We start from the raw sequence: 14,468 nt of genomic DNA, 5'->3' as shown, positions 1-14,468 counted from the left end.
ATAATTTGCAGAAAATAATATTTTAAAGTGGAAAAATGAGTTACGAAAATATATTATTAGAAAGAGAAGACAAATTAGCTGTTGTCACAATAAACAGACCTCAAAGCTTAAATGCTTTAAACGCAAAAACTATTCAAGAGATAAGCTCAGCAATGGATGAACTTAATGCTGACCCAACCTGTAGAGTTATTATCATTACAGGAAGCGGCGAAAAGTCATTCGTAGCCGGAGCCGATATAAAAGAATTCAGTGATTTTGGACAGGAAAAAGCCGAAGAACTGGCCAGAAACGGGCACAATACCCTGTTCAACAAAATTGAAAATACATCTAAACCTGTTATTGCAGCCGTTAATGGTTTCGCTTTAGGAGGAGGTTTAGAGCTTGCCATGGCGTGCCATATCAGATATGCATCAGAGAATGCCAGACTCGGACTTCCGGAAGTAACGCTTGGATTAATTCCAGGTTATGGAGGAACACAAAGACTTCCTAAACTGGTAGGAAAAGGCATCGCCAACGAAATGATCTTCTCCGCTAAGATGATTCCTGCCCAAAAAGCAAAAGAGATCGGATTAGTGAATGAAGTATACCCTATTGAAGAACTATTAACCAAAACAAAAGAATTAGCGAGTATTATAGCCCATAACTCACCAATGGCTATATCGAAGGCTATCCAAGCCGTCAACTTGTCTGATACGGATAAAGGTTTTGAATCTGAAATCAAGTATTTCGGAGAGCTTTTTGAAATGCAAGACAAGAAAGAAGGAGTTACTGCTTTTATAGAGAAAAGAAAGCCTAACTTCTAAGATTTTTAATCCAAATTATTTCGAAAAAACTAATGCTGCGGTATGAATAAGTTTGATAAAGCTTATCTAAAAATGGCCCAAGAGTGGGCAAAACTTTCCTACTGTAAGAGAAAACAGGTAGGAGCTCTTATCGTAAAAGATAGGATGATTATTTCAGATGGTTACAACGGAACTCCTTCGGGGTTTGAAAACTGCTGTGAAAATGAAGAGGGTAAAACACACTGGTATGTACTTCATGCGGAAGCCAATGCGATATTAAAGCTGGCCGCTTCCACTCAGTCTGCAAAAGGTGCCACGTTATATTTAACGCTGTCGCCATGCAAAGAATGCAGTAAACTGATTCTGCAGGCAGGAATTACAAGACTTGTGTATATTAATGAGTATTCAGACGACGACGGAATAGCGTTCTTGAGAAATCATAACATTGAAATAGAACAAATATCGGACTGTGAACTAAAAAAATAAGCACAAATGACTTGGGATGAAAAGATCAAAGATTTTGAAATATTTCTTCGCTTCGAAAGAAATTTTTCAGAAAACACACTCGATGCCTATATTCGGGACATCAAAAAATTAAAAGACTACGCAGAAGTAGAACTGGAAAACGTCGGTCCAGACGCTATCGGCTACGAAAACTTACAGGAGTATATCTTCAATCTTTCCAAACAAAAATTCAGCGAAAGATCTCAGGCAAGATGGATTTCTTCTATAAAAGCTTTCTTCAAGTTTCTGCTTGAGGACGAGTTCAGAGAAGATAATCCTGCGTCTTTACTTGAAGGACCAAAATTGGGATTATATCTTCCTGACACCTTAAGCCTGCCTGATATCAACAAGATTATCGCAGCCATTGAGGCCAATTCTGACCTCGGAAAGAGAAACCATTGTATCATTGAAGTTCTTTACGGATGCGGATTGCGTGTCTCTGAACTTATTGATCTTAAAATTTCGAACATCAATTTCAAAGAACAGTACATTAAAGTAAACGGAAAGGGAAACAAAACCCGTTTCGTTCCTTTGGCTGATTATACTGCCGAACTTTTGGAAACGTACATCAACGAAGTACGGTCGAACAACAAGATCAATAAAAAATATGAGGATACGCTGTTTCTTAACAGCCGTGGAACATCCATGTCCAGAGTAATCGTATTTCTGATTATAAAGGAACTTACGGATAAGGCTGGAGTAAGCAAAAAAATATCGCCCCATACTTTCAGACATTCTTTTGCAACGCACCTTTTACAGAATGGAGCAGACCTTCGTTATATTCAGGAAATGCTTGGACATTCCAGCATCACTACAACGGAGATCTATACCCATCTGAAAACGGAAGAACTTCGGGATGTGATCCTGAATTACCATCCGAGAAACATTAATATTGTTCAATAAAAAGAAGTTCCATCTGACCTTTGAAAAAATAATAGTAGTAAACAGATGAAATTATTGAAATATTGCCCAAGCTGTGGCAAAGAGACCCTCGACTGGGACGGTGAGAAGAAATGGAGTTGCCCGAAATGTGATTTCCGTCTCTACAATAATGTTGCCGGTGCAGTAGCTGTTGTTATCCGATATGGTGACGAAATTTACCTTACCAGAAGAAACCGTGATCCTAAAAAAGGAAAACTCGATCTGGCCGGAGGTTTTGTAGACCCAAAGGAAAGCGCAGAAGAAGCCTCTAAAAGGGAGCTTTTTGAAGAACTTCAGCTTGATATAGATATTTCAAAATTAAAGTATGTAACCAGTCTTCCTAATGTGTATCAATACAAAGAAATTGATTACAATACGATTGATCTGTTTTACGAATATCATGTTCCGGAAAAGTTTGAAGTCAACCTTGAACTTTCGGAAATATCAGAGGCTGTCTGGATTCCGTTGAATGCATTGGATCTTGATGATATTGCTTTTGACTCTCAAAAGAAGTTTTTTAAGGAATATCTGAAGAATATCTAAATAATAGTAAAAAAAATATCCCGTAGATTCTACAATTCGTGCATCATGATCAATCATGAGTACGGAACCTGTAAGATCTACGGGATTTTTATATTGTCTGCGGTGTCTAGTAAGATTTTGTTTTGAGCATATCTTCGAAGTAATGAACCAGCAGTGTTCTTTCTGCGTCGGATAAATTAGCTTCCTTATGATAGACTATATAACCGGGCATAGGCATTAGCTTGTTTTGAATATTTTGAGATGCCTTACTCAGCATACTTTCTTTTAACTCCTTATTATACGTTCCCCAGATAGAAAAATTAAGACGTTCTCTCCCTTCATTCACATGGCTTTTAACAGACCAGGAAATGGGAGCAATATTTGCATATTTTGGATACACCGTTTCATTGGAATGACAATCATAGCAAGCTCCTTTTATCAAACCACGGATTTTCTCAGGAGTCTTTTTAGCATCGACAAAATTGACTGCTTTATCAACAGGTTTATTAACTTTATCAATCGGAATAAACTGGATCAGCGCAAAAACAACCAACGTCCAGAACAATACTTTTTTTACCGTTTTCATCTCTTTATTTTACCGGCGTCAATACAGCATTTCCGGATTGCGATTTCAATTCTTTTTCTACTTCCTTCGTCACCGTTTCTTTCGGCGCATCTTCTTTTGGAGGTTCTACTGGTTTAGGCGTATTACCTTTGGGGTTATCCAGTGTTCTGGTGTCTTTTAAATCCCAGTCTTCCTTAGTTTCCCATAGCGGTCTTACAATCGCTTTTTTGTAGAATACGTAGGAATCTTCCGCAAAAGTTTCTTTTTCAAAGTCTGCTTCGTCCCAGAACTTATTCCCGTTGTTATCCACCAGTATTCTTACAATATATTCATTAGGCTTAAGGATATCAAATTTCACGTTATTGCCTTTGGTATACCTGGAGTAAATCACCTTATCTGAAGCATCCAGAAGCTGAATCCAATAGCTGGCATCCGGAGCATTCTGAAGGGTAAAGGCAAGACTTCCGAACTGATCAACTTTCTCTACCTCAAAATCGAAACGTTTGGACTGTACATTCTTTGCATAAAATGATGAAACGGTTTCTTTCGGAATGGTTAACTGGTATTTTTTCCCTGTCACAAAATCGGAGTGGATAACGATTTGGTAAGGATTGGTCTCGGAGATTTTTGCTGTGAATTCCTGAGTCGTTAAACTATCGCTCTTAAGAACCCATTTTTCAGGACTGATTTTATCGATGATATATCCGGATTTTATCCTGAAATCAGAATTTGGCGCCAGGCCGGGTCCTCCGTTATCACTCTCAAGATCCATGGCGTTTTTCTTGTTGTATTTGTAGAACACGGACACCGTATCCTGCTTACTGCCGGTATCGTAACTGAATTTAAGATTATCATTCGCTGTCTGCCCTACATCGCTTTTTACAGCATCAAACCAAATCTTGACAGAATCTGATTTGGGCCGGTGAGTCACCTTAATATCCTGAAGCTTTTCGTTGATAGAAGCTACTTTCACTTTCTCTGGATTTCCTTCGAATGTCATCGTGATTCCTCCCGGACTTTCTTTCATTTCACCATATTTCAAAGGCTTTTTGGAAGGGTAAACTTTTAAATTCAATCCTGAAACAGATTTTTCAATGTCTATCGGCTCTTTCTGAAACCCTATTTTTTCTTTTCCGGGATCATACACAGAGTTTCCATTTTCATCCTCAAAGGCAATGATCTTATATTTTCCTGGAGTAAGGTAATTAAGCTCGTAATAGCCATCTTCATCCACTTTGGTGATATAGTAAGGTTTCTGCTTATAATTGATGGTATCCTTTACCTGATAAAGTCCTACCACAAATTTATTTTCACCTTGTTTCTTTTTAATCGCTAATGCATCTGTGATATCCCCGCTTACGTAGAGATCATCCAGCTTATCACCCGTTGAAAATGCAAAATTGAAATAACGGAGAATATTAGCTTCATTATTATCAGCAATAGAATTTCCAAAGTTGAAGTTATAAGTTGTATTGGCCTGAAGCGTATCTTCCCACTGGATCATCACGTACTTATTCGCGATATTGGAAGGAAGGATCCTCTTTATATTTTTAATAGGCGGCGAGATGATCAGGTTTTTATTGATATCCTTTAACGTAATATATTCATCAAAATCCAGTCTGAGCTCATGGATATCTCTTTTGACATTGATTCTGGTGGAATCAATATTTGAGCTTAAAAACTTTGGAGCCAGGGTATCTTTCGGACCTCCCACAGGAGCTCCGACTCTTGCACATGAATGGGCAAGAAAACAGATAACGAATAATAGAAGAAGTCTTTTCATATATGTTTAAGCAAAATTAAACATTATTCTCCAAAAACTTCATGTCCAGTATTTAAAGTATCTTTATTATCGTTCATTACACTGTGCAGTTTATCTTTCTGAACCGGAAAATCCTCGAATAACCCTGATAACGCCAGGGCGGTATAGACTTTATTTGAATATCTGTTCCCAATAGCGACGATGGTCACTTTAGATTTCAGCAAATGGGCAAACACAGAATTGGTCCCATGCCACCAGCCATTGTGATAAGTAAGTTTTTCACCGTTATCAAAGATTTTCATTCTGAAACCTAATCCATAATTATTCATTCCGGACTTTTCATTGCTGTAGGGCGTGAAAACCATCTGCATCAGATCCGGCTTCAGGAAATCCTTGGAAAACATAGCCTTGGAAAAATTATAAAGATCTCTTGGTGTGGTATACACATTCTTGTCTCCATATATAAGATCAAGCCTGTCCAGAGGATATAGCTTTCTTCCGCCGTAATAAAAAGACTGTGCTGCGGTAGGAATATCTTTTTCCTGGAAAATGTAGGTATGCTCCATTTTCAGAGGCTGAAATACCATTTCTTTCATCGCCTGAGGAAAAGGAGTTTTAGTAATCTTCTCTATCAAAAGAGCCAGCATCGCAAAATTGGTGTTACAGTACATAAAGCCTGTATCGGTATCTCTTGCAAGGTCTGGTTTATATTTAATAATCATATTCAGGACATCCTGATTGGTAATGAATGGCTTTGAAAGTTCAGCGGGAACCGGTTGTATTTTGGCAATAAAATATTCATATTTCGGAAGACCGCTTCTCTGATCGAGTAAAGTCTGTACGGTAACATTCGGATAAGGAAATCCTGGAAAATATTGGGTTAAATGATCAGAAAGCTTAATTTTTCCGGCTTCTACAAGTTTTAGCATCGCCATCGCTGTCAGTGTTTTTGATACTGAAGCTACATGCAGTGGCGTATTTTTATTGATAGGCATCTGATCTCCTTCTCTTCCGAAACCTCTGTAGTTTTCATACAGGATATCATCTCCTTTTGCTACAAGGATTCCCCCACTCAGGTCTCCGCCTTCCCAGATTTTTTTATAATACTGATCAATATATCCTGTTACTATATTTTTATCCCCAAGCTGGCTTTCTTCTTTGGTAAATACATGGTCCAGATCTACATTTCCGTAGTTGGGAAGATTGGTTGTATTTTCAGCGGAAGCCTTTTTGGATTCGGAATTTTTTTTACAGGAAATAAGGGATAAAAAAACAGTTACAATAAGTACAAAGTTACGCGTCGTCATGAGTATCAAAAATGAGCAGCAATTTAATAAAACTCAAAAATAAATTCTTAGTCTGCAGTATACATTATGAATTATTTAACATTATTAAATGCTTTTGTGAAGAATATAAAATCACATGACGCAAATCTTCTCAACGTTGAGAAACTTTCTTATAATTTAGATTAAGTACTTATTTTTTAAATTGCAAAAACTTACTAAGAACAGTTTTTTAGAAATACATATTTTAAATAAATCCACCCGCACAAAAGATAATTTATACGGAATTCAGGCGATTATTTGCATTTTTAATTTTTGTATTAATGTCTTGTATGTGGGAAATATGTATTTTTGCACTCAATAAAAAAATAAAAATATGTTGAAAAAAATTTACTTTTTCTCTTTCTTCTTTTTGGTAATTACTGCTCTAAGGGCACAGACGCCACTTATATTAAAATTTTTGGTGACCGATGCTAACAACCTAAAAATAAAGTTAAGTACGCAGGGCATCTACAACTACTCATATGTAAAGACCAACAATTCTACTATTACAGGTAATGGAATTGGAAATACGGGTTTAACAGAAATAAGCGTTCCCTCAATAGGAACATATACTATTTCAATCACGCCTACCGGCACTTTTAGACTTAGTTCCGGAACTGATGTAGATAAAGTTGTCGAACTAACACAATGGGGGCAAATTACCTGGAATACTAATTTATCAGGAATGTTTTCTGGATATGAGAATATTCAAATTACAGCCACTGATATTCCAGATTTTTCACAAGTTACTAATCTCAGCTCGTTTTTTTCAGGTTGCACCAACTTATCAATTGTAAACAATATTAACAATTGGAATGTGGGCAACGTAACCGATATGAGCAATTTATTCTTTAATGCAAAGGCTTTTAATAAGCCAATTGGGAATTGGAATACCTCAAAAGTAACAGACATGAGCCAGATGTTTTTTTATGCTGACGCATTCAATCAGGATATTGGCAGTTGGAATGTTTCCAATGTGACCAACATGAGTTCAATGTTTAATCGTGCGAAAGCATTCAACCAGAATATTAATAATTGGAACGTTTCAAATGTTCAGAATATGTCACTGATGTTCGAAGCATCTCAGGCTTTTAACCAACCATTAAACAACTGGAATACTTCAAATGTCATCAATATGGCTCAGATGTTTTCTTATCCAAGTTTTAACCAAGATATTTCCTCTTGGGATGTTTCTAATGTTACCAACATGTCTCGTATGTTTTGGTCTAACAATAATTTTAATAAGAATTTAGGCAATTGGACACTTTCTCCAATAGTCAATTTGACAGAAATTTTTGGCTATAGTGGTTTAGATTGTGGAAATTACGGGGCAACATTAAAAGGCTGGGCTGAAAATCCTAATTCTCCACTTGGACGACTTGTCGGAGCAGTTGGAAGGACTTATGGAAACGGCGGCCAAATATTTCGTAATCAATTAATTAACAACAAGGGCTGGACATTTGTTGGAGACAGTTTTTCTCCAAGCTGCTCGGAGCCTTTGTTACTTGTTGAAGAAATAAAATCAGGCAAAACAAAATTACTTCTGTACCCAAATCCTGCCTTGGAAATGATCTTTATAAAATCAGAATACATCACTAAATCGGTACAGGTTTTAGATGCTTCAGGAAAAGTATTATTGAATAAAGTTGGTGAAACCAATCAATTAAACCTGCAAAAAATTCCTACCGGAATCTATTTTATTAAGATTGCAACAGCCGACGGATCTGAGAGTATACACAAGCTCATAAAAAAATAAACAATAAGTAAAAAATAGCCTCTTGCTATATAAATATAACTGCTTGCGGCAATAAATGGCAAAGCACAGATCGTAAGATCTGTGCTTTTGTATAATTTGAAAATAAAAATATCATTTACTGAAAATCATTTGGAAAGATCACGTCAAAAAAAGATTTGTAGCTATATTCTAACACAGATCAGTAACTTCAGCAAGGATTATTAACTAGCCTGCAAACCTTTCTATAATTTTATCAACGATCACCTGTGCCAGTTTTTCCTTACTTTGATGGGTCCACCCAGCTATATGCGGTGTTACAATTGTTTTTTCAGACTCCAGAAGATATTGGAGATCCTCGTTTTCGTGTTCAAGGTTTTCAAAGGAGGCCTTTTCATATTCAAGAACGTCAAGACAAGCGCCTTTTACTTTTCCTGACTTCAACGCCTCAACTAAATACTTAGTTTCAATATTTTTTCCTCTTGCCGTATTCACAAAATAGAAGTCTTTTTTCATCTCTGAAATAAATTTTTCATCGATAATATAATGAGTTTCAGAAGTGAGAGGAATATGAAGACTTAAGATATCTGCAGATTGCTTTAGCTCTTCTACACTTACCTGTGAAGCGTATTCGTCTGAAAGTCCGGGAAGAATATCATGAAATATGACCTTACAGCCGAATCCTGAAAATCTCTTCGCTGTAGCTTTCCCCATATTACCGTATCCGATAAGTCCAACTGTTTTTCCAAGCAGTTCATCGCCTCTGTTTTCTTCACGTTTCCAGATGCCGTTTTTCACTTCCTGAGAAGCAATAAAAAGCCTGTTCATGAGAATCAACAGCATGCCTACAACATGTTCTGCTACAGAGTCTCTGTTACCTTCAGGAGAATTGATCAGTTGTATTCCCAGCTTTCCAGCAACAGGAATATCAATATTTTCCATCCCCGCTCCTACTCTGGCGATAAACTTCAGATTTTTTCCTTTTTCGAGAAAGTTTTTGTCCAAAGGGATCCTGCTTCTGATGATGATTCCGTCATAATGTTCAATTTTACGGCAAACCTCATCGTAGGAAGACGTGAAATCCTCTTCCAGCACAAAGTTTTTAGCTAAAAGCTGTTCTGTAATAAGAGGATGATTTTTATCTAAAAGGAGAATTTTCATTTTTTAAACACGAATAATTTAAACACTAATGACACTAATTATTTCACAAATGACACAAATGTGAATTTCATAGCGTCCCATTGATTACTCTTTTTACCCCATTTTTAAATTGAAGGGTATTAAAATTGATCAGCATTCCAAGCTTACAGTTGCTTAAACGGAGATAAGTCAGAATTTGAGCCAGATATACATCATTCAGGGACTCTACCGATTTAATTTCTAAGACAAATTTACTTTCGATCAGGAAATCCAGCCTGTAGCCTACATCCAACTTTACTTCATCATAAACCAAAGGCATTGGCTTTTGCTTTTCTACCAGAAGTTCATGCTTATTAAGCTCATAGAACATACATTCTTCATAAGCACTTTCCAAAAGTCCGGGACCTAAGGTTTTATGAACACGATATCCTGCTTCATACACCATTCTTGATATATCGTTTTCTGAAATATCTGATGCTATCATTTTTTTCCATTTACTCGGCACAATTCATTTGTGAAAATCTGTGCAGACATTTGTGTTATTTGTGTTTAAGTCTTTACAAAGGCAGAATTTATTTCTTATCTTTCTTTGATTCTTTTGTTTCTTCAGGCTCCTGAAACAGTTTTTTAAGCTCTACAGAGTCAAGAGGTTTCATTCTTCCTGATAGGATAAGAGAAAGTTCTTTTCTTCTGATGGCCGCCGCATGTCTCAGTATTTCTTCTTCTGTTTCCGGGATCATATCCGGGATCGGAATAGGACGGTTGAATTCATCTACCGCAACGAATGTATAAATCCCTTCATTGGTGTGAATTTTCTTCTGATTGATCGGGTCATCCAGCCAAACATCTACATAGACTTCCATTGAGGTAGAGAATGCTCTGGATACTTTAGATTCCAGAACTACCACTCCCCCCTCAGGGATCGGATGATTGAAGGAAACGTGATTTACAGATGCCGTTACCACTCTTCTTTCGCAGTGTCTGGCTGCAGAAATAGAAGCACAACGGTCCATTTTTGCCAGAAGCTCACCTCCGAAAAGGTTTCTTAAAGAGTTGGTTTCGTTCGGAAGAACAATATTCGTCATAATGGTCAGGGATTCTGACGCTTTTTTTACTTTTGCCATTGAGTCTTAGTGTTGTTTTGAGCGGCCGGAGATGGTGGTGTCCCTTTCCCGACCGGTTTTGATAATGAATCTTTTTTCAGTGAATCTGAAACGGCTGTTTGCGGAGTATGAACCATCACTTTTACAGTATCTTTTACAATTCTGTGGGTAGAAGTCTGTACAGAAACTTTATCAAAAGATTTTTTTCCGAAAAGAAGTTCCTGTTGGGTAAAGGCGAGGTAAATAATTCCCAAAACAGGAACAGCGAGCAGAAAAATCCAAAGAATTGACTTCTTGAATTGATAGTCCTTTTCACGGTTTACAATAGTACTGACCTTTTCTCCGTTATTGATATCCGAAAGTCTTATTTCCTCGAGTCCATAGAAATCCGGATGTCCCGATTCTATTCTTTTCCCTTTGAAATGTGCCCTATCATTTTCAATAGTGATGACTCCAAGATTCTGAATTTCCAGAACCTGATCTGCCTGAAGCTTTTTCTTCCAGAAATCGGTCTGAATTTTCAGGTCACTTTTGGAAGCTTCCAGAGACATCTGTTTCTGTGCTGCTATAAAAGCGGCAAGTTCGTCAGACTGTATTTCATAATCCACCGCAAAAACGATCTCGCTTGCGGGCGGAAGGATGCTCCCGTTCTCGGAATTAATAATTGCCTTGGAGTTTTTAAGCGAAAACATACCGAAGCTCGGAACCGTCACAGTTCCAAATTGTTTCAGATATTCTAAAATGTAAGCTGAAATATTCATTTGGCAGCAAATTTATAATTTTTTCATGACTTTTTGAAGAGATTTATCGGATATAAAAAAAGACTGCCGAAACAGTCTTTTGACAAATAGGTATAAAATTGAATGTATTAAAACCTGTTTGGTAAATTATTTTGATAATTATTGAATTTTCCAGCTAATCCCGAACATAAAATTAGTTCCTGCCTGTGAAAAATAGTATGGATCACCATCGTAAACAGCTCCATTATTTACATACTTTTTATTGAAAAGGTTATTCACCAGTAATTTTAATTCAATATCATTACTGGCGATCTTAAACTGGTATTGCGCGTTGAAATCCGTCAGAAAATAGTCTTTCAGCTCCAGGTTCTTGTTTCCTGTATTATCCAGATATTGCTTTCCTACGTACTGGTTCATCAAAGCAAACTGGAAGTTTTTGTCCGGATTAAACTTCAGTCCAAGATTAGCAATCACATTCGGAGAGAATGATATTTCGGTATCTCCAAGACTCTGAAGCGTTCCATTATTTTTAATATTAAAATCAAGATTTCTATTCTGACTCAGACTGACATTTCCAGTCACTTCCCATTGCTTTGAAAGTTTAGCCAATGCTCCGATCTCCACTCCTCTTCGGTAACTCTTCCCTGAGTTGGTTCTGATAAATGCCCCTACATTATTCAATTGCCCGTTCAGTACTAGCTGATTGACATAATACATATAATATAAGTTCGCAGTTACCGATAAAATTCCGAATTGCTTCTCAATACCCGCTTCAAAATCGTGAAGTTTTTCAGCTTTCACATCATTATCGCTCATCAGGTCATCTCTGTTCGGTTCACGTTGGGCATGGGCGTAGGAAAGAAAAACTTTTCCACTTCCGATCTTGTAATTTACTCCCGCTTTTGGGTTAAAGAAAAGCCAGTTCTTATCAAGATTTCCTCCCTCCCCGTCGCCGGCAGTAATAATTTTTGTGTTATAATCAATATTTCTGAGCTGAAGATCTCCGAAGAATTCAAAATGCTCGCCTGTTCTCCATAAAGCCTTCGCAAAACCCGCCACCTCAGTTTTCACTGAACGGTTTCTGTAATATTCGTATTCATTTACCATTGGAAAATAGACTCCCGTCACATTCCCAAAGTGTCTTCCGTAATATTGGTTTGCGACTAGTCCGAAGTTAAGATCCACATTTTCAAATTTTCCGTATAAGGTAGAAACAGCACCGTAAAAATCATTATCCAGCCATTTTTTTCTGATAAAATCAGTCTGTTCTACAGCAGATCCGTTCACGATAGGTACAGGCAAATTGTAACTGGAATAATGCGTTGCATCTACATCCGTTTCATCCACCCTTTTATAATTTTCATAATATCCTCTTCCTTTTGTGTAATGGAAAGTGGTTTCCAAGCTCCAGTTATCATTGAATTTCTGCTCCCATAAAAGCTGGTAATGATTCTGTCTGTAGTTATCCGTCTCATTATCATAGAACTTCTCTTCCCCGGTGAACAGATCTGTATATTGTCCTGAATAATTGAATTTTGGATTGGTTTCCCACGTAGGTCGGTCAATTCCATTCCAGGCCTGGTAAGTCTTCTCTTTCCCTCCGAAAGCCATCAGGCGAAGTCTCGTTTTCCCTTCTTCGAATAATGCGGTGAAATTGTAAGAATCCAGATTTGAAGAAGCTCTGTCTATATATCCGTCAGAATGAATACGCGTATATCTTCCCATCACAGAAAGCCTGTTTTTCCAGAATTTTCCGGAACCTGCCTCAGCCGAATACTTGTAGGTATTGAATGAGCCATAACTGTCATCAGTTTTAAAATACATCTTCTCATCCGGCTCTTTGGAGATCACGTTAATGCTGGCTCCAAACGCAGAAACCCCATTATTGGAAGTTCCCACTCCTCTCTGAATAACGATTTGTGAAGCAGAACTTGTAAGATCCGGAACATTGACAAAGAACGTTCCCTGACTTTCAGAATCGTTGTAAGGAACACCGTTCATCATCACATTGATTCCTTTTCCAGAGACTCCACGGATCCTGAATCCTGTGTATCCAACTCCATTTCCGGCATCAGAAGTAGAGATAATAGAGGTTTGATTTTTTAACAGGATCGGAAGATCCTGACCCAGATTTCGGCTGTCAATATCCTTCTGCACATTGATAATTTCCTTAGCAACGGGAAGTCTTTTGGTAAAATTGACCGCTTCAATTTCCCTGATTTTCAGGGAATCTTTATTTTGAGCCTGGATAAAGGCTGCAGAGCCTACAGTAAGCCCTAAAAAAAATAATCCTTTCATTCTATAAATCTTTAAAATTTAATGAATAAAAGGGGCGGATTAAATAATGTAACAATTTTCTAATTTAACAGTCCTTCAATGAGAGTTGGTATTGTTTTCCTGTTCTATCGGTACATTTTCAAAATTCCCTAAACGGCATTATCCGTTCCAGGTTCATTGGGTATAATCTCAGCCTGTTACAGCACCCCTTTACTTCAGCCGCGAAATTACAAAAAAAATGCGAGATGGGGCATGCGCTGCATCGGGTTACGAAATCCGGGATTTCCGTGCTGAACAATCCGGAATTTTGAATAGAGTATTTTTAAAATAAAGAATCAAAGTCTCTATCGCTTTCTGCCTAATACGTCTTATTTCTTACATCAATATAATAATAATTCGTCCCATCTTTCGTGACTTCAAACATCCTCCCCAGTTTCCAGCTGAAGTTTCTTTTGATGTTGGAATATTCAAAAGGAATGATCACTTTATTATTGACATCAATTACACCAAATCTGTCATTATGGGAAGCAACGATCATCGGGTTTTCAATATCATCACCTTCCATAATGTATAAATACTGGTATTGGGGATAAATTTTGTAATCTCTGTAGTCGGCTGCATTGACGAATTTTGCTTTTTCAATGACTCCGTAAAAACCATTTAAAACATACGCCTGATAAAGCTGTTGTTTATAGTCTCCAAACTTGCACTTTCCAAGATCTGCATCTTTAAACTGATACACTCTTTTCCCTTTTTTGTCCACACGGTAAGAGATCATATCTTTTTCTACCGTTGCATATTCGTCCGTTCCAAATTTTTGTACTTTTTGATTGGGGGAATTCAGTAGATTGCAGTCTTCATAAAAAAAGACCGCTATATGATATTCCGGCTTGATGATGAATTTTCCGTTCTGATTGACATATCCAAATTTCCCGTTTTCCTTTTTGGGGATCAACAAGGGAAGATCCTGATGAACAATAACCAGATCAGGATTTGGCTTAGTGTCTGCAAATTCTTTTTTTACGGTCGTTTTTGTGCCATTTTTAACTGGGAGTTTCTTCAAAGATTTCGTCTGCGAAAAAACGAAAATCGATA

At 37.3% G+C, this 14,468-nt stretch carries 14 protein-coding genes; 5 read left to right on the top strand and 9 right to left on the bottom strand.

Annotated features, from left to right (window positions below; genetic code table 11):
- Window positions 1-35: 35 nt before the first annotated feature.
- From EG346_RS08010 to EG346_RS07995, 4 genes are read left to right on the top strand one after another with little or no spacing between them, the layout of a single operon-like run.
- Window positions 36-803: an enoyl-CoA hydratase/isomerase family protein gene (locus EG346_RS08010; protein ID WP_123877901.1), complete on the top strand. Its 768-nt coding sequence runs from the start codon at window positions 36-38 to the stop codon at window positions 801-803.
- 42 nt (window positions 804-845) lie between these two features.
- Window positions 846-1,268 (top strand): deoxycytidylate deaminase, encoded by a 423-nt coding sequence (locus tag EG346_RS08005; protein WP_073335793.1) that lies wholly within the window; start codon window positions 846-848, stop codon window positions 1,266-1,268.
- 6 nt (window positions 1,269-1,274) lie between these two features.
- Entirely contained in the window at window positions 1,275-2,189 is a 915-nt protein-coding gene (gene xerD / locus EG346_RS08000; RefSeq protein WP_073335795.1) for a site-specific tyrosine recombinase XerD, read from the top strand.
- Between the two features lie 45 nt (window positions 2,190-2,234).
- On the top strand, window positions 2,235-2,750 hold the full coding sequence (locus EG346_RS07995) for an NUDIX hydrolase (protein ID WP_073335797.1): 516 nt from the start codon (window positions 2,235-2,237) through the stop codon (window positions 2,748-2,750).
- A 106-nt stretch (window positions 2,751-2,856) separates the two neighbouring features.
- Here EG346_RS07995 and EG346_RS07990 read toward each other — a convergent pair whose 3' ends face one another.
- Genes EG346_RS07990 through EG346_RS07980 form a run of 3 tightly spaced genes read right to left on the bottom strand, consistent with a single transcriptional unit; the run spans window position 2,857 to window position 6,363 of the window.
- Window positions 2,857-3,315, bottom strand: coding sequence for a heme-binding domain-containing protein (locus tag EG346_RS07990; RefSeq protein ID WP_123877899.1), 459 nt, complete (start codon window positions 3,313-3,315; stop codon window positions 2,857-2,859).
- Window positions 3,316-3,319: 4 nt separating this feature from the next.
- Window positions 3,320-5,077 carry an Ig-like domain-containing domain gene (locus EG346_RS07985; protein WP_123877897.1) on the bottom strand — a complete coding sequence of 586 codons (1,758 nt, stop codon included), beginning with the start codon at window positions 5,075-5,077 and terminating at the stop codon, window positions 3,320-3,322.
- 23 nt (window positions 5,078-5,100) lie between these two features.
- Complete coding sequence (locus EG346_RS07980; protein WP_073335803.1) at window positions 5,101-6,363, bottom strand: serine hydrolase domain-containing protein; 1,263 nt, start codon at window positions 6,361-6,363, stop codon at window positions 5,101-5,103.
- Window positions 6,364-6,715: 352 nt separating this feature from the next.
- Here EG346_RS07980 and EG346_RS07975 point away from each other — a divergent pair, with 352 nt between their 5' ends.
- Entirely contained in the window at window positions 6,716-8,137 is a 1,422-nt protein-coding gene (locus EG346_RS07975) for a BspA family leucine-rich repeat surface protein (protein WP_123877895.1), read from the top strand.
- A gap of 204 nt (window positions 8,138-8,341) precedes the next feature.
- On the opposite strand, the gene EG346_RS07970 is transcribed toward EG346_RS07975, so the two are convergent.
- The 6 genes from EG346_RS07970 to EG346_RS07945 form a co-directional block, all read right to left on the bottom strand.
- Window positions 8,342-9,274, bottom strand: coding sequence for a 2-hydroxyacid dehydrogenase (locus EG346_RS07970; RefSeq protein WP_123877893.1), 933 nt, complete (start codon window positions 9,272-9,274; stop codon window positions 8,342-8,344).
- Between the two features lie 67 nt (window positions 9,275-9,341).
- Complete coding sequence (locus tag EG346_RS07965; protein WP_228426715.1) at window positions 9,342-9,737, bottom strand: GxxExxY protein; 396 nt, start codon at window positions 9,735-9,737, stop codon at window positions 9,342-9,344.
- Between the two features lie 88 nt (window positions 9,738-9,825).
- The gene (locus EG346_RS07960) at window positions 9,826-10,377 is read right to left on the bottom strand and encodes an acyl-CoA thioesterase (RefSeq protein WP_073335808.1); all 552 of its coding nucleotides are present in this window, start codon (window positions 10,375-10,377) and stop codon (window positions 9,826-9,828) included.
- On the bottom strand, window positions 10,365-11,117 hold the full coding sequence (locus tag EG346_RS07955) for an HU domain-containing protein (protein ID WP_123877891.1): 753 nt from the start codon (window positions 11,115-11,117) through the stop codon (window positions 10,365-10,367). The genes EG346_RS07960 and EG346_RS07955 overlap by 13 nt, the downstream gene beginning before the upstream one ends.
- 138 nt (window positions 11,118-11,255) lie before the next feature.
- Window positions 11,256-13,394, bottom strand: a complete 2,139-nt coding sequence (locus tag EG346_RS07950) for a TonB-dependent receptor (protein ID WP_123877889.1) — start codon at window positions 13,392-13,394, stop codon at window positions 11,256-11,258.
- A 337-nt stretch (window positions 13,395-13,731) separates the two neighbouring features.
- Entirely contained in the window at window positions 13,732-14,436 is a 705-nt protein-coding gene (locus EG346_RS07945; RefSeq protein ID WP_228426713.1) for a WG repeat-containing protein, read from the bottom strand.
- Window positions 14,437-14,468 lie beyond the last annotated feature (32 nt).

This window comes from Chryseobacterium carnipullorum (genome assembly GCF_003815695.1).
In the GTDB taxonomy this organism is placed as follows: Bacteria; Bacteroidota; Bacteroidia; order Flavobacteriales; family Weeksellaceae; genus Chryseobacterium; species Chryseobacterium carnipullorum.
This window is presented reverse-complemented; position numbering and strand designations above follow the sequence as displayed.